Origin of the sequence: Diaphorobacter sp. ED-3, assembly GCF_027625375.1 — a bacterium.
Taxonomy (GTDB): Bacteria; Pseudomonadota; Gammaproteobacteria; order Burkholderiales; family Burkholderiaceae_C; genus Diaphorobacter; species Diaphorobacter nitroreducens.
Genome location: NZ_CP115182.1, coordinates 2,731,363 through 2,750,861, shown reverse-complemented (window position 1 = coordinate 2,750,861; position 19,499 = coordinate 2,731,363). Strand labels below are relative to the sequence as shown.

18 protein-coding genes and 1 pseudogene are annotated in these 19,499 nt (G+C 65.7%); 5 read left to right on the top strand and 14 right to left on the bottom strand.

Features of this window, described 5'->3' with window-relative positions; all coding sequences use genetic code 11:
• Positions 1–168: 168 nt before the first annotated feature.
• The 10 genes from fghA to PCQ86_RS13375 all read right to left on the bottom strand — a co-directional run bounded on the left by fghA (position 169) and on the right by PCQ86_RS13375 (position 8,857).
• A complete protein-coding gene (fghA, locus tag PCQ86_RS13420) occupies positions 169–1,053 on the bottom strand; it encodes an S-formylglutathione hydrolase (RefSeq protein ID WP_270173965.1) in 885 nt (294 codons plus the stop codon).
• A 106-nt stretch (positions 1,054–1,159) separates the two neighbouring features.
• Positions 1,160–2,275: an S-(hydroxymethyl)glutathione dehydrogenase/class III alcohol dehydrogenase gene (locus PCQ86_RS13415; RefSeq protein WP_011805956.1), complete on the bottom strand. Its 1,116-nt coding sequence runs from the start codon at positions 2,273–2,275 to the stop codon at positions 1,160–1,162.
• Positions 2,276–2,310: 35 nt separating this feature from the next.
• A complete protein-coding gene (locus tag PCQ86_RS13410; protein WP_015913705.1) occupies positions 2,311–2,577 on the bottom strand; it encodes a metal/formaldehyde-sensitive transcriptional repressor in 267 nt (88 codons plus the stop codon).
• Between the two features lie 313 nt (positions 2,578–2,890).
• On the bottom strand, positions 2,891–4,201 hold the full coding sequence (locus PCQ86_RS13405) for a citrate synthase (RefSeq protein ID WP_220637624.1): 1,311 nt from the start codon (positions 4,199–4,201) through the stop codon (positions 2,891–2,893).
• A 42-nt stretch (positions 4,202–4,243) separates the two neighbouring features.
• Positions 4,244–4,516, bottom strand: coding sequence for a succinate dehydrogenase assembly factor 2 (locus tag PCQ86_RS13400; protein WP_047350435.1), 273 nt, complete (start codon positions 4,514–4,516; stop codon positions 4,244–4,246).
• A gap of 5 nt (positions 4,517–4,521) precedes the next feature.
• Complete coding sequence (locus tag PCQ86_RS13395) at positions 4,522–5,226, bottom strand: succinate dehydrogenase iron-sulfur subunit (protein ID WP_011805952.1); 705 nt, start codon at positions 5,224–5,226, stop codon at positions 4,522–4,524.
• Positions 5,227–5,256: 30 nt separating this feature from the next.
• On the bottom strand, positions 5,257–7,062 hold the full coding sequence (gene sdhA / locus PCQ86_RS13390) for a succinate dehydrogenase flavoprotein subunit (protein WP_011805951.1): 1,806 nt from the start codon (positions 7,060–7,062) through the stop codon (positions 5,257–5,259).
• A gap of 22 nt (positions 7,063–7,084) precedes the next feature.
• On the bottom strand, positions 7,085–7,450 hold the full coding sequence (sdhD, locus tag PCQ86_RS13385; RefSeq protein ID WP_015913703.1) for a succinate dehydrogenase, hydrophobic membrane anchor protein: 366 nt from the start codon (positions 7,448–7,450) through the stop codon (positions 7,085–7,087).
• Between the two features lie 46 nt (positions 7,451–7,496).
• Entirely contained in the window at positions 7,497–7,931 is a 435-nt protein-coding gene (gene sdhC / locus PCQ86_RS13380) for a succinate dehydrogenase, cytochrome b556 subunit (RefSeq protein WP_270173964.1), read from the bottom strand.
• 137 nt (positions 7,932–8,068) lie between these two features.
• Entirely contained in the window at positions 8,069–8,857 is a 789-nt protein-coding gene (locus tag PCQ86_RS13375) for a GntR family transcriptional regulator (RefSeq protein WP_270173963.1), read from the bottom strand.
• Positions 8,858–9,057: 200 nt separating this feature from the next.
• Between PCQ86_RS13375 and PCQ86_RS13370 the strand changes: the two genes are divergently transcribed.
• The 5 genes from PCQ86_RS13370 (at position 9,058) to acnB (ending at position 15,226) form a co-directional block, all read left to right on the top strand.
• Positions 9,058–10,044 carry a malate dehydrogenase gene (locus tag PCQ86_RS13370; protein WP_041836045.1) on the top strand — a complete coding sequence of 329 codons (987 nt, stop codon included), beginning with the start codon at positions 9,058–9,060 and terminating at the stop codon, positions 10,042–10,044.
• 12 nt (positions 10,045–10,056) lie between these two features.
• Positions 10,057–10,833, top strand: a complete 777-nt coding sequence (gene tam, locus PCQ86_RS13365) for a trans-aconitate 2-methyltransferase (protein WP_196995367.1) — start codon at positions 10,057–10,059, stop codon at positions 10,831–10,833.
• Positions 10,830–11,840 carry an HpcH/HpaI aldolase/citrate lyase family protein gene (locus PCQ86_RS13360; protein ID WP_011805945.1) on the top strand — a complete coding sequence of 337 codons (1,011 nt, stop codon included), beginning with the start codon at positions 10,830–10,832 and terminating at the stop codon, positions 11,838–11,840. The genes tam and PCQ86_RS13360 overlap by 4 nt, the downstream gene beginning before the upstream one ends.
• A gap of 59 nt (positions 11,841–11,899) precedes the next feature.
• Entirely contained in the window at positions 11,900–12,520 is a 621-nt protein-coding gene (locus PCQ86_RS13355; protein WP_270173962.1) for a hypothetical protein, read from the top strand.
• 114 nt (positions 12,521–12,634) lie between these two features.
• Positions 12,635–15,226, top strand: coding sequence for a bifunctional aconitate hydratase 2/2-methylisocitrate dehydratase (gene acnB, locus PCQ86_RS13350; protein ID WP_011805943.1), 2,592 nt, complete (start codon positions 12,635–12,637; stop codon positions 15,224–15,226).
• Between the two features lie 219 nt (positions 15,227–15,445).
• Here the strand turns inward: acnB and PCQ86_RS13345 are convergent.
• The 4 genes and pseudogenes from PCQ86_RS13345 to trhP all read right to left on the bottom strand — a co-directional run bounded on the left by PCQ86_RS13345 (position 15,446) and on the right by trhP (position 19,199).
• Positions 15,446–16,265 (bottom strand): annotated as a pseudogene (locus tag PCQ86_RS13345) (MmyB family transcriptional regulator).
• A 98-nt stretch (positions 16,266–16,363) separates the two neighbouring features.
• Positions 16,364–16,621 (bottom strand): hypothetical protein, encoded by a 258-nt coding sequence (locus PCQ86_RS13340; protein ID WP_270173961.1) that lies wholly within the window; start codon positions 16,619–16,621, stop codon positions 16,364–16,366.
• Positions 16,622–16,789: 168 nt separating this feature from the next.
• On the bottom strand, positions 16,790–17,674 hold the full coding sequence (locus PCQ86_RS13335) for a plasmid replication/partition related protein (RefSeq protein WP_270173960.1): 885 nt from the start codon (positions 17,672–17,674) through the stop codon (positions 16,790–16,792).
• A gap of 148 nt (positions 17,675–17,822) precedes the next feature.
• On the bottom strand, positions 17,823–19,199 hold the full coding sequence (gene trhP, locus PCQ86_RS13330; protein ID WP_011805939.1) for a prephenate-dependent tRNA uridine(34) hydroxylase TrhP: 1,377 nt from the start codon (positions 19,197–19,199) through the stop codon (positions 17,823–17,825).
• Positions 19,200–19,499 lie beyond the last annotated feature (300 nt).

The window sequence follows — 19,499 nt, the reverse complement described above, 5'->3', positions numbered from 1 at the left end:
GCGTCGGGTGTCAGACGGTGCATGACCTCGGGCGGCCCGGGCCACCGCGAAAGGGCGGCAGAAACGCGGCCAGTCGCGGCGCAAGGCGCACCCCTCGTGCGGGCTGTAGCGGGCATCCGCAACGGCGCGCGGACAGGTTGGGCTGAACGAGAGAGCCGGGCGGTTCGTTCACACTGCCTCAGGCGCGCCCAACTGCTGCGCGTGGTGGCGCAGGTGGTCGTCGATGAAGCTCTGGATGAAGTAGTAGCCGTGGTCATAGCCCGCGTGGCGGCGCAGCGTGAGCGGCTGGCCGATGGCGCTGCAGGCCGCCTCGAACAGGTGCGGGTGCAATTGATCGGCCAGGAATTTGTCGTCCAGCCCCTGGTCGATGAGGATGCCGCCGGGGTAGGGCGCGAGGGGCTGGTTCTCCATGAGCACGGTGGCGTCGTGCTGTCCCCAGGAGGAGCGGTCCGGGCCCAGGTAGCCGGTGAACGCCTTCTCGCCCCAGGGGCAGCGCGTGGGGGCGCAGATGGGTGCGAAGGCCGACAGGCTCTTGAACCGGCCCGGGTGGCGCAGTGCCAGCGTCAGCGCGCCATGGCCGCCCATGCTGTGGCCAAACAGGCCCAGCCGGGCACCGTCGATGGGCAGGGCGTTGGTGACAAGCGGCAGCAGTTCTTCCAGCAGGTAGCTTTCCATGCGCCAGTGCGTGGACCAGGGGGCTTGCGTGGCGTCCAAATAGAAGCCCGCGCCCACGCCGAAGTCCCAGGCGTCGGCCTCGCCCGCCACGCCCGCGCCGCGCGGGCTGGTGTCGGGGGTGATGAGGGCCAGGCCCAACTCTGCCGCCAGGCGCTGGGCGCCGGCCTTGGTGGGGAAGGTCTCCTCGGTGCAGGTCAGGCCCGCGAGGTAGAGCAGCGCTGGGACCTTTCTATCCGCACTCTCGGCTGCCAGCGCACGGGGCGGCAGGTAGACGGCGAAGCGCATCGGCAGACCCACTGCGTGCGAAGCATGGCGGTAAAAGCGTTGCTCGCCGCCAAAGCAGGCGTGGGCCGAGAGTTGTTCCAGGGTGTCGGACATGGGCGTGTTGCTCCTTTTTAAGTAGCTGCTGGCGCTTGGTATGGGCGGGATTCAGTAATAAAAGTACTGGAATCCCTTGCGCATCAAGCGCCAAGCGCTCCTGTTTTTATGCAGCGTAGTTCACCACCGAGCGGATCGACTTGCCCTCGTGCATCAGGTCGAACGCCTGATTGATGTCCGTGAGGCCCATGGTGTGGGTGACGAACGGGGCGAGCTCGATCTTGCCGGCCATGGCGTCCTCCACCATGCCGGGCAGTTCGCTGCGGCCCTTGACGCCGCCGAAGGCCGTACCCAGCCACTTGCGGCCCGTGACGAGCTGGAAGGGACGGGTGGAGATCTCTTGTCCCGCACCGGCCACGCCGATGATCACGCTCTGACCCCAGCCGCGGTGTGCGCATTCCAGCGCCGCACGCATCACGTTGACGTTGCCAATGCACTCGAAGCTGTGGTCCACACCCCAGCCAGTCATCTCCACGATCACCTGTTGGATGGGCTTGTCGAAGTCCTTGGGGTTCACGCAGTCGGTGGCTCCGAAGGTGCGTGCCAGGTCGAACTTGCTCGGGTTGGTGTCGATGGCGATGATGCGGCCCGCGCCGGCCAGTCGGGCGCCCTGGATCACCGCCAGGCCGATGCCGCCCAGGCCGAACACGGCCACGCTGTCGCCCGGCTGCACCTTGGCGGTGTTCTTGACCGCGCCCAGCCCGGTGGTCACGCCGCAGCCCAGCAGGCAGACCTGCTCGGGGTTGGCATCGGGGTGAACCTTGGCCAGCGACACCTCGGCCACCACGGTGTATTCGCTGAACGTGGAACAGCCCATGTAGTGGTACACGGGCTGGCCGTTGTACGAGAAGCGCGTGGTGCCGTCGGGCATTACGCCCTTGCCCTGCGTGGCGCGCACGGCCACGCACAGGTTGGTCTTGCCGCTCTTGCAGAACAGGCATTCGCCGCATTCGGCGGTGTACAGCGGAATCACATGGTCGCCCGGCTTGACGCTGGTGACGCCTTCGCCCACCTCCACCACGACGCCCGCGCCCTCATGGCCCAGCACGGCGGGGAAGATGCCCTCGGGGTCGTCGCCGCTGAGCGTGAAGGCATCGGTGTGGCATACGCCGGTGTGGGTGATCTTGACCAGTACTTCGCCCTTGCGGGGCGGGGCCACGTCGAGTTCGACGATCTGCAGGGGTTCACCAGCTTTGAAGGCGACGGCGGCACGGGATTTCATGGGAGGGCTCCTTGTGGTGAAAGGGTGGGGGAACGTTACTTCAGGTACGAGCGCAGCAGGGCCAGCGTCTCGTCCACGGCCTCGGGCGAGGGGGCGGGCTCTTGCGCCAGGGTTTCGCGCACATGGCTGTCCAGCATGTCGGCCATCAGCCCATGCACGGCGCCGCGCAGGGCGGCCAGTTGCTGCAGGATGGGCGCGCAGTCGCTGCCCGCCTGGACGGCGCGCTCCAGCGCCTCGGCCTGGCCGCGGATGCGGCGCAGGCGTGTGATGGCGCGTTGCTTGTCTTCGGCGGTATGGGGCATGGCGGTTGGATGGGCGGGCGTTGTGCCGGGACGTGTTGCTATGTGTCTTGTACTAGGGGGAAGTATAAATCGATGGCGCTTTAGGATAAAGCGCTGGCGGGTATTAAATACCTATTACTGGGAGGGGGTATAGGTGGATGCGCCCGATCGGCGTGTCGCGCGGGCATTGGCGGCGTAGCGGTTGACCGCGGGCTGCAGCACGGTTCCCTTGTGCGCAGCAAAAAGGCCCGGACGCAAAAAAGCCCGCAGGCAACAGGTGCGTGCGGGCTGAGGGCGGGGCACGCCTGCCTTCGCGGCAGGCGGCGCTGCTTGATCAGCGCTTGTTGAGGGCTGGAACGTCGCGGCGCTCGGCGCCCACGAACAGCTGGCGGGGGCGGCCGATCTTGTACTCGGGGTCGCCGATCATCTCGTTGAGCTGGGCGATCCAGCCCACCGTACGGGCCAGCGCGAAGATGCCGGTGAACAGGTTGACCGGGATGCCGATCGCGCGCTGCACGATGCCGGAGTAGAAGTCCACGTTCGGGTAGAGCTTGCGCTGCACGAAGTAGTCGTCCTCCAGCGCGATCTTCTCCAGCTGCTTGGCCAGGGCGAACAGCGGGTCCTTTTCCAGGCCCAGTTCGGCCAGCACTTCGTTGCAGGTTTCCTGCATCAGCTTGGCGCGGGGGTCGTAGTTCTTGTACACGCGGTGGCCAAAGCCCATCAGCTTCACGCCGGAGGACTTGTCCTTGACCTTCTCCATGAACTCGCCCACCTTGGACACGCCGCCCATGGCCTGGATTTCTTCCAGCATGTTCAGGCAGGCCTCGTTGGCGCCGCCGTGGGCAGGGCCCCACAGGCATGCCACGCCGGCAGCGATGGCGGCGAACGGGTTGGTGCCCGAGGAGCCGCACAGGCGCACCGTGGAGGTGGAGGCGTTCTGCTCGTGGTCGGCGTGCAGGATGAAGATGCGGTCCATCGCGCGTTCGATCACGGGGTTGACCTTGTAGTCCTCGCAGGGCGTGCCGAACATCATGCGCAGGAAGTTGCCTGCGTAAGAGAGGTCGTTGCGGGGGTACATGTAGGGCTCGCCCTTGCCGTACTTGTACGCCATGGCCACCAGCGTGGGCATCTTGGCGATCAGGCGAATGGCGGAGATCTCGCGGTGCTCGGGATTATTGATGTCCGTGCTGTCGTGGTAGAAGGCCGACAGCGCGCCCACCAGGCCGGTCAGCACGGCCATGGGGTGTGCGTCGCGGCGGAAACCGCGCAGGAAGAACTGCATCTGCTCGTTGACCATCGTGTGCTTGGTCACGCGGTCGTTGAACGTGGCCTTCTGCGTGGCGTTGGGCAGCTCGCCATTCAGCAGCAGGTAGCAGGTTTCGAGGTAGTCGCACTGGGTGGCGAGCTGCTCGATGGGGTAGCCGCGGTACAGCAGCTCGCCCTTGTCGCCGTCGATGTAGGTGATGGACGACTGGCAGGAGGCCGTGGAAAGGAAACCGGGGTCATAGGTGAACATGCCCGTTTGCGCGTACAGCTTGCGGATGTCGACCACGTCCGGGCCGATGCTGCCTTGGTACACGGGGAGTTCCACGCTCGGGCTGCCGTTGCTGAACGATAGCGTCGCTTTGTTGTCTGCCAGTTTCATTTCCAGTTTCCTTCTGTTGTTTGCCTTGCACGGGGCTGGGGCTTAAGCGCGGTTGCGCAACTGCTCCAGCACTTCCTTGACTTCGTCCTTAGCGACTTCGCCCGTGGGCTCCTTGCGGCGCAGCAGCAGGTCCAGCAGGTCGTTGTCCGACAAGTCCATCAGTAGCGTGAGTCCTCGCGCCTGACGGATCGTCAGGCAGGAGCCGTGGGTTGCGAAGAACCGCTCGAGAAACAGGTCGTTCTCCACCAGCCCGCGGCGGCAGCGCCACCGCAGGATGGCCACTTCGCGTTCGTCCAGCAGCGCTTCGTCAGCCATGGTTCTCAGATGGCACGGCGTGCCATCAATTCCTTGATCTTGCCAATCGCGCGCGTGGGGTTCAGGTGCTTGGGGCACACGTCCACGCAGTTCATGATGGTATGGCAGCGGAACAGGCGGTAGGGGTCTTCCAGGTTGTCCAGGCGCTCGCCCGTGGCCGTGTCGCGGCTGTCCGCGATGAAGCGGTAGGCCTGCAGCAGGCCGGCGGGACCCACGAACTTGTCGGGGTTCCACCAGAACGAGGGGCAGCTCGTGGAGCAGCTGGCGCACAGAATGCACTCGTACAGGCCGTTGAGCTCTTCACGCTCTTCGGGCGACTGAAGGCGCTCCTTGGTGGGCGACGCGTAGATGTCGCTTTGCAGGTAGGGCTTGATCGAGTGGTACTGCTTGAAGAACTGCGTCATGTCCACGATCAGGTCGCGGATCACCGGCAGGCCGGGCAGGGGCTTCAAGACGATGTCACCCGAGAGGGTCTTCATGTTCGTCAGGCAGGCCAGGCCGTTCTTGCCGTTGATGTTCATGGCGTCGGAGCCGCACACGCCTTCGCGGCAGGAGCGGCGGAACGACAGCGTGGGATCCTGTGCCTTGAGCTTGAGCAATGCATCCAGCAGCATGCGTTCGTGGCCGTCGAGCTCGACCTCCACGGTCTGCATGTAGGGCTTGGCGTCCTTGTCCGGGTCGTAGCGGTAGATCTTGAAAGTGCGTTTCATGGGTTGTTTCTCTCGTGGGCAGCGGCTGTCTTAGAACGTGCGGACCTTCGGAGGAATGCTGTCCACCGTCAGGGGCTTCATGTTCACGGGCTTGTAGCTCAGGCTGTTGCTGGCGCTGTGCCACAGCGTGTGCTTGAGCCACTCCTTGTCATTGCGGCCCAACGGGAAGTCGGGATGGTCGGCAGGGTGCTCGTAGTCGTCCACGGTGTGTGCGCCACGGCACTCCTGGCGGGCCGCGGCCGAGGTCATCGTGGCCTGGGCGACCTCGATCAGGTTGTCCACTTCCAGCGCTTCCATGCGTGCGGTGTTCCAGACCTTGGACTTGTCCTTCAGGGTCACGGTGCCCACGCGCTCGCGGATGGCGTTGATCTTGACCACGCCTTCGTCCATGCCCTTTTGCGTGCGGAACACGCCGGCGTGCTGCTGCATGGTCTGGCGGATGTCGTTGGCCAGGTCCTGGGCGTAGACGCCGTCCTTGGATTCTTCCAACTGGTTCAGGCGCGCCAGGGTGCGGTCGCTGCCATCGGCCGGCACGGCCTTGTGCTCGCCGTAGCCCCCAACGAATTGCACGATGTGCTTGCCGGCCGACTTGCCGAACACCAGCAGGTCGAGCAGCGAGTTCGTGCCCAGGCGGTTGGCGCCGTGCACCGACACCGCGGCGCATTCGCCGACGGCGTACAGGCCATTGACCACGTTGTTCTTCTCGCCGTCCCAGGTGACCACCTGGCCGTGGATATTGGTCGGAATGCCGCCCATCTGGTAGTGGATGGTGGGCACGACGGGGATCGGTTCCTTGGTGATGTCCACGTTGGCGAAGTTGTGGCCGATCTCTTCCACAGACGGCAGGCGCTTGCGGATGGTGTCAGCGCCCAGGTGGTCGAGCTTCATCAGGATGTAGTCCTTGTTGGGACCGCAGCCACGGCCTTCCTTGATCTCCTGGTCCATCGAGCGGGACACGAAGTCGCGCGGTGCCAGGTCCTTCAAGGTGGGCGCGTAACGCTCCATGAAACGCTCACCATTGCTGTTCAGCAGGATGGCGCCTTCGCCGCGGCAGCCTTCGGTCAGCAGCACGCCCGCGCCGGCCACGCCGGTGGGGTGGAACTGCCAGAACTCCAGGTCCTGCAGCGGGATGCCCGCGCGTGCGGCCATGCCCAGGCCGTCGCCGGTGTTGATGAAGGCGTTGGTCGATGCCGCAAAGATGCGGCCAGCGCCGCCTGTGGCCAGCAGCACGGCCTTGGCGTGCAGTTCGTACAGGTCGCCGGTTTCCAGTTCCAGCGCGGTTACGCCGACCACGTCGCCCTCAGCGTCGCGGATCAGGTCCAGCGCCATCCATTCCACGAAGAAGTTGGTCTTGGATTCGACGTTCTTCTGGTACAGCGTGTGCAGCATGGCGTGGCCGGTACGGTCGGCCGCGGCGCAGGCGCGCTGCACGGGCTTCTCACCGTAGTTGGCCGTGTGGCCGCCAAAGGGGCGCTGGTAGATGGTGCCGTCGGGGTTGCGGTCGAACGGCATGCCGAAATGCTCGAGCTCGATCACCACCTTGGGTGCTTCGCGGCACATGAACTCGACGGCGTCCTGGTCGGACAGCCAGTCGCCGCCCTTGATGGTGTCGTAGAAATGGTAGTGCCAGTTGTCTTCGCTCATGTTGCCCAGCGATGCGGACACGCCGCCTTGCGCTGCCACGGTGTGCGAGCGGGTGGGGAAGACCTTGGACAGGCAGGCCACGTTCAGGCCTGCGCGGGACAGTTCCAGCGAGGCGCGCATGCCCGAGCCGCCGGCACCGACGATGACCACGTCGAACTTGCGCTTGGTGATGTTGGCTTTGGTGTAGCTCATTGTTTTCTTTCAGTCGCGGGAATCAGAGACGCCACAGAACCTGGATGCCCCAGCCGGTGCAGGCCACCAGCCAGACGATGGTGAAGACCTGCAGCGTCAGACGCAGGCCTGCCGGCTTGATGTAGTCCATCCACACGTTGCGCACGCCCACCCAGGCGTGCCAGGCCAGCGCCACGATGACGGACAGGGTCAGAACCTTCATCCACTGGCTGGAGAAGATGCCGGCCCACAGGTCGTAGCCGATGGGGCCCTTGCTGAAGATGACGCAGGCCAGCAGCACCAGGGTGAACAAAGCCATCAAGACGGCGGTGGCGCGCTGCACCAGCCAGTCGCGCACGCCATAGTGGGCACCCACGACGGTGCGCTTGGAGCCGTAATTCACGGACATGGAAGTTCCTTTTTATGTGAGAAAGTGATCTGCGCAGGTGCGCCGATCAGTACAGGCCGAAGAGCTTGGCGCCCAGAATCGCGGTCAGGCCGAAGCTTGCGGCCAGCGTGACGGCAGCAGAGCTCTTGCCAAATTCCTTCGTGACGGCGGCATGGTTCATGTCCATCAGCAGGTGGCGCAGGCCGGCGATGAAGTGGTGCAGATAGCCCCAGATCAGGCCCAGGGTCAGCAGCTTGATGAGCCAGCCAGGCGCGAAGCCCAGGCCCGCCGAGAAGGCAGAGGTGAACTTGCCGAAGGAGATTTCCGACGACACCGAGGTATCGAACATCCAGATCACCAGAGGCAGCAGCAGGAACATGATCATGCCGCTGATGCGGTGCATGCCAGAAACCAGCGCGGCCAGCGGCCACCGGTAACTGGGCAGGTCGCGAAACGCGTGGATGTTGCGGTATTCAGGCCGTTGCTTGGCAAGTTCTGTCATGGCGTGTGTGCTTTCGTGGATGTAACTGCGTTGTAATTGCGCGGATGCAAACAACCCAAAATTCTATTGCAATGCTTTACGGGAAGCTTGCGGAGACTGCGTATTTTCCCTGGTTGCATTCGTGGTCTGGCAGTGGATCAGCTCAGTTCATTGTGATAGTGATGTGTGTCAGTCCGGTACAGCCCGCGCCGTAACTCCATGGGAACATCGTTATAGGTGTAAGCGAGGCGCTCCACGCTGAGCAGTGGTGTGGCGACGGGGATGTTCAGCCATTGAGCCTGCGTTTCATCGGGAAACACGGCGCGGATCTTTTCTTCGGCGCGCACCATCCGCACGCCAAAATCCAGCTCGAACATGGCGTAGGTGGGTCCCTGGTAGTGGGCCATCTGCTCCGCAGTCAGGCCCTTGAAGGCCTGCCCTGGCAGCCAGATGTCCTCCAGGATGGTGGGTACGCCCACAAACGACAGGATGCGCTTGACCTGCACCACCACATCTCCGGTCCGCAGCGCCAGCGTGCGTGCGATCTCCGCACTGGCGCGCATGCGCCGGCACTCCAGGATGGTGCGCTGCGCCGGGCCTTCCACGCGTGCGTCTCCCGTGTCAGGCCGCAATTTCAGGAAGCGGTACTGCACCTGCCGCTCTGCGTGGGTGGCTACGAAGGTGCCTTTGCCCTGGCGGCGCATCACGAGGTTTTCGGCTGCCAGCTCGTCGATGGCCTTGCGCACCGTGCCCTGGCTCACGCGAAAGCGCGCAGCCAGTTCCATTTCGCTGGGGATGGCTTCACCGGGCTTCCATTCACCATGCTGCAGGCTGTGCAGGATGAGCCCCTTGATCTGCTGGTACAGGGGGCTGAATGCGGGAGTCGATGCCCCCGCACCCGCGCCTGGGGGTGTGCCTTCTGTGGTCGGAGGGGGCGAGGAGGACATGGTGGGCTGTGCCGGGGGCGGAGCATGCCGCTGAATTGAGGGCGATCATATCTTATATAAGACATAAGACAAATTGACCCTGCGCAGTAATCGGCGGTAAACTCCTGGGCTGTTCTGCGGGGCACGGGCTGCTGATGACTGGCGCTGGTGCGACCTTGCACCAACACCACCTCCCTCACACCTCTTTCTGGAGTTTTCGCATGAGCAAGAAACCCGTTCGTGTCGCCGTGACCGGCGCTGCAGGCCAAATCGGTTACGCGCTGCTGTTCCGCATCGCTTCCGGCGAAATGCTGGGCAAGGACCAGCCCGTCATCCTGCAACTGCTGGAAATTCCCGACGAGAAGGCCCAGAACGCGCTCAAGGGCGTGATCATGGAATTGGAGGACTGCGCGTTCCCGCTGTTGGCCGGCATCGAAGCCCACTCGGACCCCATGACCGCCTTCAAGGATACCGACTACGCCCTGCTGGTCGGCGCCCGTCCGCGCGGCCCCGGCATGGAGCGTGCCGACCTGCTGGCTGCCAATGCCCAGATCTTCACGGCCCAGGGCAAGGCCCTGAACGCCGTGGCCTCGCGCAACGTGAAGGTGCTGGTGGTGGGCAACCCCGCCAATACCAACGCCTACATCGCCATGAAGTCGGCCCCCGACCTGCCGGCCAAGAACTTCACGGCCATGCTGCGCCTGGATCACAACCGTGCAGCTTCCCAACTGGCGGCCAAGGGTGGCTTCAAGGTGGGCGACATCAAGAAGCTGACGGTGTGGGGCAACCATTCGCCCACGATGTACGCCGACTACCGTTTCGCCACGGTGGACGGCAAGTCCGTGAAGGACGCCATCAACGACCCTGCCTGGTACAAGGATGTGTTCCTGCCCACCGTCGGCAAGCGCGGCGCAGCCATCATCGCCGCTCGTGGCCTGTCCTCGGCTGCGTCTGCCGCCAACGCCGCCATTGACCACATGCGCGATTGGGCCCTGGGCTCCAAGGGCGAGTGGGTGACGATGGGTGTGCCCTCCAACGGCGAATACGGCATTCCCGCCGGTATCGTGTTCGGCTTCCCGGTCACCACCGAGAACGGCGAGTACAAGATCGTCGAAGGCTTGCCCATCGACGCTTTCTCGCAAGAGTGCATCGACAAGACTCTGGCCGAGCTGCAAGGTGAGCAGGACGGCGTCAAGCACCTGCTGTAATCGCGCATCTCCATGCACGACTGGGATCCCGCGCTCTACCAGCGCTTCGAGAGCGAGCACACACGCCCGGCTGTCGAGTTGCTGGCGCGGGTCTCCCATCCCGCACCCCGCCACATCGTGGACTTGGGCTGCGGGAATGGCAATTCCACGCAATTGCTGCTGGAGCGGTTCCCGCAGTCGCAACTCATCGGCCTGGACAACTCCGAAGCGATGCTGGCCAGTGCGCGCAAGCGTTTGCCCGGTGTGCCCTTCGTGCAGGCCGACATTGCCGACTGGGCGCCCACCGTGGCGCCCGATTTGATTTTTGCCAACGCCTCCCTGCAGTGGGTGGCAGGGCATGCCGGGCTGTTCGCCCGGTTGATGCGCTGCCTGGCACCCGGCGGTGTCCTGGCGGTGCAGATGCCCGACAACCTGGACCAGCCGTCGCACCAGCTCATGCGCGAGCTGGCGAGCCAGTCTGCGTGGCGTGATCAGCTGGCGCATGCCGCGGACCAGCGCGCGGCGCTGTTGTCGGTGGAGGCTTATTACGACCTTCTCGCGCCCATGGCCTGCCGGGTCGATATCTGGCACACCGCGTACCGCCATGTCATGCCTTCGGTCCAGGCTATCGTTGAGTGGCTGGAGTCCACAGGCCTGAAACCCTTCCTTGATCCGCTCCCCGCCGTGTTGCGGGATGCGTATCTGCAAGCCTACACGCAGCGCATTGGCGAGGCCTATACCGAGCGCGCGGATGGCCATCGGCTGTTTGCGTTTCCCCGTTTGTTCATCGTTGCCCAGCGTGCCCCATGACCTCGTCCGCTGCCCATCCCGCTGAAGTCCTGCTGGGCGCTCAGGCGGGCGCCCATGCGATCCCCGTATGCGACCACTACAGCGGCGTGGAAGTGCGCATGCGCAAGAGCCTGCAACTGCAGCAGGAGCTGCTTGCCGAGTTTGGCCATTGCGTGTTTGACGTGACGCTCGACTGCGAGGACGGCGCGCCCGTGGGGCAAGAGCGCGAGCACGCCATGCTGGTGGCACGCCTGGCGCGCGAAGCCGGGGCCGGCGCGCGCGTGGCGGCACGTGTGCACACGGTCGACCACCCCGCCTTCGCGCAGGACATGGCCATCATCGCCGGTGAGGCGGGGCAACACCTGTGCCACATCATGCTGCCCAAGGTGGAAACCGTGGACGACGTGCTCGCAGCCGAGCGAGCGCTGGAGGCCGCAGGCGCCAGCCATCTGCCGCTGCACGCCCTTATCGAGTCTCCCGCTGCCGTGCACCGGGCCTTCGAGATCGCCGCGCACCCGCGCATCCAGAGCCTGAGCTTCGGCCTGATGGACTTCGTTTCCGCCCATGGCGGTGCGATTCCCGCCTCGGGCATGACGTCCACCGGGCAGTTCGAGCATCCGCTCGTCGTGCGTGCCAAGCTGGAGATCTCCGCCGCCTGCCATGCCAATGGCAAGGTGCCATCGCACTGCGTGGTTACTGAATTCAGCGATCCCGACGCCATGCAGGCCGCGGCCGGCAGGGCCGCGCGCCAGTTCGGCTACACGCGCATGTGGAGCATCCACCCCGCGCAGATCCGGCCCATCCTGGCGGCTTTCGCACCGGAAGGTGCGGAAATCGCGCGGGCCAGCCGCATCATTTCTGCCGCCATCCAGGCTGACTGGGCTCCCATCAGCGAGGAGGGCGTACTGCACGACCGCGCAAGCTACCGCTATTTCTGGCAGGTGCTCGAGCGTGCACACCAGACCGGCCGCATGCTGCCCGCCGAGGCGCAGGGCTGGTTTGCCAAGGCTGAGACCACGTTCACCTGATACGGGTATTCTTGTCGCCCCATCTGCCTTCCATTCATTCTTTCCCCGCAGGAGTCACCATGAAGACCCTCATCGCTTCCGCATTGATACTGTTGGCGCCCGCCCTCACCACGGCGCAGACGGCGACCAAGCCCGCCGCCCCCGCCGAGGCCAAGAAGAGCAGCGCCAAGCCTGCGGCGAAGAGCACCTCCGCCAAGGCGACCAAGCCCAAGGCCGAGAAGAGGAGCGACACCGTCGCCAAGGCATCGCCCACCAGCAGCCGCACGCGCCTGCACAGCGGTGCCGTGCAGGTGGCGTCGGGCCTGGCTGCGGCCGAGGCGGCGCTCACTCCCGAAGAACTGCAGATCGCCGAGCGCGTGTACACGGGCCGCATGGCGTGCGAACTGGGCGCGTTCGTGAGCATCGAGGCCGATACGCAGTCGCCCGGGCGCTTCCATGTGGAAGGCAAGGGCTTCAAGTACCACATGGCCCCGGTAGCCACCACCACCGGCGCGGTGCGCCTGGAAGACCAGCGCGCGGGTGCCGTGTGGGTGCAGATCGCCAACAAATCCATGCTCATGAACCAGAAGCAGGGCCAGCGCATGGCTGACGAATGCATGAGCCCGCAGCAGGTGGTGGTGGCCGAGGCCATCAAGAAGAACCCGCCGCAAAGCCTGCTGGACAACCCGGCCGCCAAGTAAACCTAGAGCCGCCTGCCGGCGGGGCCACGCAGTGCACGCCTGCCGTGTGCGCCAGTGTGGCCGGCCGGTTGTCGCCCCACTTTGAAAACCTAGACTATCCCGGAGAAAGAATACATGTTGAAAGCCTACCGCGACCATGTGGCCGAGCGCGCTGCATTGGGCATCCCGCCGCTGCCGCTCGATGCCAAGCAGACGGCCGAACTGATCGAGCTGATCAAGAACCCGCCCGCTGGCGAGGAGGCTTTCCTGGTGGACCTGCTGACCCACCGCGTGCCGCCGGGGGTGGACGACGCAGCCAAGGTCAAGGCGTCCTTCCTCGCGGCCGTCGCCCATGGCGACATCACGGTCGGCCTGATTTCCAAGGCCAAGGCCACCGAGCTGTTGGGCACCATGGTGGGTGGCTACAACGTGCACCCTCTGATCGAGCTGCTGGACGACGCCGAAGTCGCTTCCGTGGCTGCCGAAGCGCTGAAGAAGACGCTGCTGATGTTCGACTTCTTCAACGACGTGGCCGCCAAGGCCAAGGCCGGCAACGCCAAGGCCCAGGAGGTCATGCAGAGCTGGGCCAATGCCGAGTGGTTCACCAGCCGCCCCGAGGTCGAGAAGAAAATCACCGTCACCGTGTTCAAGGTGCCCGGCGAAACCAACACCGACGACCTGTCGCCCGCACCCGATGCCTGGAGCCGTCCAGACATCCCGCTGCACTATCTGGCGATGCTCAAGAACACCCGTCCTGACGCGGCGTTCAAGCCCGAGGAAGACGGCAAGCGCGGCCCGATGCAGTTCATCGAAGACCTGAAGAAGAAGGGCCACTTGGTTGCCTACGTCGGTGACGTGGTGGGCACCGGTTCTTCGCGCAAGTCCGCTACCAACTCGGTGATCTGGGCCACCGGCCAGGACATCCCCTTCGTGCCGAACAAGCGTTTCGGCGGCGTGACGCTGGGTGGCAAGATCGCCCCCATCTTCTTCAACACGCAGGAAGATTCCGGCGCTCTGCCCATCGAAGTCGATGTGTCCAAGCTCGAAATGGGCGACGTGATCGACGTGCTGCCCTACGACGGCAAGATCGTCAAGAACGGCGAAACCGTGGCTGAGTTCGCGCTCAAGAGCGACGTGCTGCTGGACGAAGTGCGCGCCGGTGGCCGTATCAACCTGATCATTGGCCGGTCGCTCACCGCCAAGGCGCGCGAGGCCCTGGGCTTGCCCGCATCGACCGTGTTCCGCCTGCCCAAGGCGCCGGCTGAATCCAAGGCCGGCTTCACGCTGGCGCAGAAGATGGTCGGCCGTGCCTGCGGCCTGCCCGAAGGCCAGGGTATCCGTCCCGGCACGTATTGCGAGCCGAAGATGACCACCGTGGGTTCGCAGGACACCACCGGCCCGATGACGCGCGATGAGCTGAAGGATCTGGCCTGCCTGGGCTTCTCGGCCGACCTCGTGATGCAGTCCTTCTGCCACACCGCTGCGTACCCGAAGCCGGTGGACGTGAAGACCCACCGCGAACTACCAGCCTTCATCAGCAGCCGCGGCGGCGTGTCCCTGCGCCCCGGCGACGGCGTGATCCACAGCTGGCTCAACCGCCTGCTGCTGCCCGACACAGTGGGCACCGGCGGTGACTCGCACACCCGCTTCCCCATCGGCATCTCCTTCCCCGCAGGCTCCGGCCTCGTGGCTTTCGGCGCTGCCACCGGCGTGATGCCGCTGGACATGCCCGAGTCGGTGCTGGTGCGCTTCAAGGGTGAGATGCAGCCCGGCGTGACGCTGCGCGACCTGGTGCACGCGATCCCGCTGTACGCCATCAAGGCGGGCCTGCTGACCGTGGCCAAGGCCGGCAAGAAGAACATCTTCTCGGGCAAGATCCTCGAAATCGAGGGCCTGCCGGACCTGAAGGTGGAGCAAGCCTTCGAGCTGTCCGACGCCTCGGCCGAGCGTTCCGCCGCCGGCTGCACGATCAAGCTCAACCCCGAGCCGATCGCTGAGTACCTGCGCTCCAACGTCGTGCTCATGAAGAACATGATCGCCGATGGCTACCAGGACGCGAAGACGCTGCAGCGCCGCATCGAGAAGGTCGAAGCCTGGCTGGCCAACCCGAATCTGCTCGAAGCCGACAAGGACGCCGAGTACGCCGCCGTGATCGAGATCGATCTGGCCGACATCAAGGAGCCGATCGTTTGCTGCCCGAACGACCCGGACGATGCCAAGTTCCTGTCCGAAGTGGCTGGCACCAAGATCGACGAAGCCTTCATCGGCTCGTGCATGACCAACATCGGTCACTTCCGCGCCGCAGCCAAGCTGCTGGGCGGCCAGCGCGACATTCCCGTCAAGCTGTGGGTGGCACCGCCCACCAAGATGGACCAGAGCGAGCTGATCAAGGAAGGCCACTACGCCGCCTTCGGCACGGCTGGTGCGCGTACCGAAATGCCCGGCTGCTCGCTGTGCATGGGCAACCAGGCCCAAGTGCGTGAAGGTGCGACGGTGATCTCTACCTCCACCCGCAACTTCCCCAACCGCCTGGGCAAGAACACCAACGTGTTCCTGGGCTCGGCCGAGCTGGCCGCCATCGCCTCGCGCCTGGGCAAGCTGCCCACGAAGGAGGAATACCTCCAGGAAATGGGCGTGATCGATGCCGATAAGGCCAGCGTGTACCGCTACATGAACTTCGACCAGATCGAGGAATATGCAGAGGTCGCCAAGGGCGTGACGGCCTGATCGCCGGCTGAGGCCCGGGCCGCGGCGCGGCCCCTCCCGTCAACCCCCGCAGGGCGCATGCCTGGCGGGGGTTTTCTTTTGCTCATTAATTAATAGCTGCTGGCGCTTGCTGGTGCTGCGTTAGCGGCCATTTTCACTTAAATGCTCGCGCCGCGTGTGCCGCGCGTCGGGGGATGTCGCACGCCGAGACCGTGGTCACGACCCGGGAGACGGTGCCGTTCAGGCCGCGGCCAGCGCGCGCAGCGCAGCGGCGCTGGCGTCGTCGGCGGGGAAGAACGTTTCCAGCGCCAGCTCCTGCAGCGTCACATCGACGGGCGAGCCGAACACCGTGGTGGTGCTCACCAGCTGGAGCGTGCCGGCCGGCGTGCGGAACTCGAACGGCATGAGCACGCCCAGGTGCTCGCCCGGCAGCGGCGGGCTGGCAGGCGGCAAAGGGTAGGCCTGCAGTTCCTGCAGCAGGGCGGCCAGCACCGGGTCGCTGCTCTCGTGGATCTGCTGGCGCAACCGCTCCAGCAGGTGCGCGCGCCATTGCTCCAGGTTGGCGATGCGCGGTGCCAGGCCCCCCGGGTGCAGGCTGAGGCGCAGCACATTCACGGGCGGCTGCAGCAGCTCGGCGTCCACGCCGGACAGCAGCAGGGGCACGATGCGGTTGGCCATGAGCAGGTTCCAGTGCCGGTCCATCGCCAGCGCCGGCCAGGGTTCGTGGCAGTCCAGGATGCGCTGCACCGCCGCGCGCGCGCGTTGGCCATCTCGGGCGCATCGAGCGGGCGTTCGCGGTACATCGGGGCATAGCCCGCGGCCACCAGCAGCGCGTTGCGCTCGCGCAGGGGCACGTCCAGGCGATGGGCCAGGCGCGCAGCACCATGTCGCGGCTGGGGCTGGCGCGGCCCGTTTCCACGCAGCTCAGGTGGCGCGTAGACACCTCGGCCGCGTGTGCCAGGTCCAGTTGGCTCAAGCGCCGGCGCTGGCGCCAGTGGCGCAGCCGTTCTCCAAAAGGCGCGGGTGTCGATAGGGCGGGAGCGTGGTGCATGGCCTGCATGGTAGGGTCGGCCGCGCGGCGTGGGCATGACCTGTCAGGTCATGGACGCGCAGCCGCCGCGTGCCGACGATGCAGGCCATGTTCAACCCCTCAGGAGATCACACCATGGCCTTCATCGATGCTTTCACGTCCCCCGGCGGCCTGCGCCGCGTGCTCTGGGCCGATGCCGCCGCAGGCGCCGGCATGGCGGCGCTGCACCTGGCGGCGGCAGCGCCGCTGGCTGAATGGCTGGGCATGTCGCCCCGGTTGCTGTTGGCCAGCGGCTGGCTGCTGCTGCCTTTCGTGCTGCTGGCCGGGTCGCTGGCCCTGCGGCGCGAGGCAGCCGGCGGCGCGCTGGCGCTGCTGGTGGCGGGCAATTTCCTGTGGGTGCTGGCCAGCGCAGTGGTGCTGTGGGGTACGACGTGGGTGACCGGCGGCTGGGGCCAGGCCTATGTGGCCGTGCAGGCGGTGGCCGTGCTGGCCGGCGCTGCGCCGCGCACGCGTGGCGGTGCAGGGCGTGCGCGCGGCAGTCTCCTGACGGGCGCTCAGCCCTGCTCGGCCAGCAGGTCTTGCAGGGCCTTGACCTGTTGGCGCAGGCGTTCGTTTTCTGCCTCCAGTTCCGCCACGCGCTGCTGCAGCTTTGCGGCGTCGGGGGCGGCCGTCGATTCCGGCCCGGCGGTGCCGTCGGCCTCCGTTGCGGCGGCATCGGCCTTTGGTTTTTTCTTGCTGTCGCGCACGCGCTTGGCGGCCTGCTTGAGTTCCTGTGCGCCGCCGGCCGCGGCGCTCTTTTGCTCCTCCACCGGCAGGGTGGCCACCACGGCTGCGGCGTTCAAGGACAGTTCGCCCGACTTGACGGCGGCCACCACTTCCGGCGCTGCGTTCTGGTGGATGGTCTCGATGGCCTTGACCTGGGCTGCCGTCAGGCGGGCGGCGCGGGCCAGGGCCTCGCGCGTGTCCAGCGCGTCTTCGGGCACCTTGGGCACGCTGGCCAGCGCCTGGGCGACGACCGGGTCGGTGTCACCCTCCCACGGCGCTTGTTCAGGCGCTTGGGCGGCCTCGGCCTTGGCTGCCACCACGGCGGCAGCGGCCGCGGCGCGGCGCTCGGCAATGATCTCGCGCTTGCGCAGTGCCAGCACGCCGCGCTGGAACTCCGACACGCTGCGCCGCCCCAGGTGCTGGTCGATCATCCACAGGTGCACGTCCTCCATGTTCTGAAAGCGGGTGTTCTGCACCGTCTGGAAGGGCAGGCCGTGCTTGTGGCAGATGCCGAAGCGGTTGTGGCCGTCCACGAGGATGTTGCCCCACAGCACCAGCGCGTCGCGGCAGCCCTCTGCGAGGATGCTGCGCTCCAGCGCGTCGTGCTCTTCGGGCGTGAGCGGGTCGATGTAGGCCTTGAGTTCGGGCAGGACGACGATGTCTTCAGGATTCATGGGTTCTTGGTATGGGGCGGGGCAAGAAATGGGCAAAGGCCCCGCCGGGGCCTTTGCAAAAAGAGGAGCTGCTCGCGCTTGATGGCTGGGCATTTCGGTATCAAATCTACCTGAAACGCCCTGTGGACGGGCGCTGCCAGCTATGGTTTCAGGAAGGCTGCAGCAATCGCGCGATGAGCGCGCCTTCCACCGGGCCGTCGATCGGAATGCGCACACGCAGCGGATTGCCCGGCGCCACCTGCACGCTTTCGCCGTCCAGTTTGAACATCTGCGTGAGCTGCACCGTGCGGTTGCCGCTGGGGTGGATCACCTCCAGCGTGTCGCCCACGGCGAAGCGGTTCATGGTCTCGACCTCGGCCATGCCGTCGGCGTAGCCGCGCACCTGGCCGACAAAGTGGGCGCGCTGCAGCACGCTGTTGCCGGTCTCGTAGTTCTGGTAGTCGTTGGCCGGGCGGCGCTCCAGCAGGCCGCCGGTGTAGCCGCGGTTGGCCAGGCCTTCCAGCTCGGTGATCAGGTGCGGGTTGAACGGGCGGCCCGCCACCGCGTCGTCGATCGCGCGGCGGTACACCTGGGCGGTACGCGCCACGTAGTACAGGCTCTTGGTGCGGCCCTCGATCTTGAGCGAATCCACGCCGATCTTCACCAGGCGCTCCACATGCTCCACGGCGCGCAGGTCCTTGGAGTTCATGATGTAGGTGCCGTGCTCATCCTCCATGATGGGCATCAGTTCGCCGGGGCGGCCGATCTCCTCGATCAGGTAGACCTGGTCGGCCTTGGGGTGGCGCTGGCCGCTGCCGCAGGTGCTGGTGAACTGGCTGTCGGCTTCCTCGCGCGCCTGTTCGAAGTTGAAACCCTGCTCCATGGACGTGGCCAGCGCTTCGCCGGTGTTGGGGTCCACCGCCGCGTCGTGGGTCTTGTATTCCCAGCGGCAGGCGTTGGTGCAGGTGCCCTGGTTGGGGTCGCGCCGGTTGAAGTAGCCGCTGAGCAGGCAGCGGCCCGAGTAGGCAATGCACAGCGCGCCGTGCACGAAGACCTCGATCTCCATGTCAGGGCATTCCTGGCGGATCTTCTCGATCTCGTCCAGGCTCAGTTCGCGCGAGAGGATGATGCGCGACACGCCCGCCTTCTGCCAGAACTTCACCGTGGCGTAGTTGGTGGTGTTGGCCTGCACCGAGAGATGGATCTCGGTCTCGGGCCACTTTTCCTTGACCATCATGATCAGGCCGGGGTCGGCCATGATGAAGGCGTCGGGCTTGCACTCGATGACGGGCTCGATGTCGCGCAGGTAGGTGCGCACCTTGTCGTTGTGCGCGATCAGGTTGCTGGTGACGAAGAACTTCTTGCCCCGCGCGTGCGCCTCCTGGATGCCCTGGGCGATCTGCTCCAGGCGGAACTCGTTGTTGCGCGCACGCAGGCTGTAGCGCGGCTGGCCGGCGTAGATGGCGTCGGCGCCGAAGTCGTACGCCGCACGCATCTTGTCGAGCGAGCCGGCGGGCAGCAGCAGTTCGGGGGCTTTGAGGGTCATAGCCTGCAATTTTCGCTGATGTGCGGGGTGAGGGTGGGGCGCGTGGGTAATGACCGGGTTGGGGTCTTTGGGGCGGTTGCTTTGCGTTGTCGGGGGGGCAGTTGGGAGGATTAGGAGGGGTGTGTGACGTAGGGTCGAGAGGCTGGGGCGAGAGCGGACTGCTCGCCGGTGGCGGAGTTTGGCCCCCAGCGGCTTGTGCCGGACGCGAATCCGACGCCACGAACCGTGGCTCAACGCCGCGTGCGCCCGGCCTTCCCTTGGATGCCATGAACAGGTATATCCAAGACGAGGGCCTGTTCA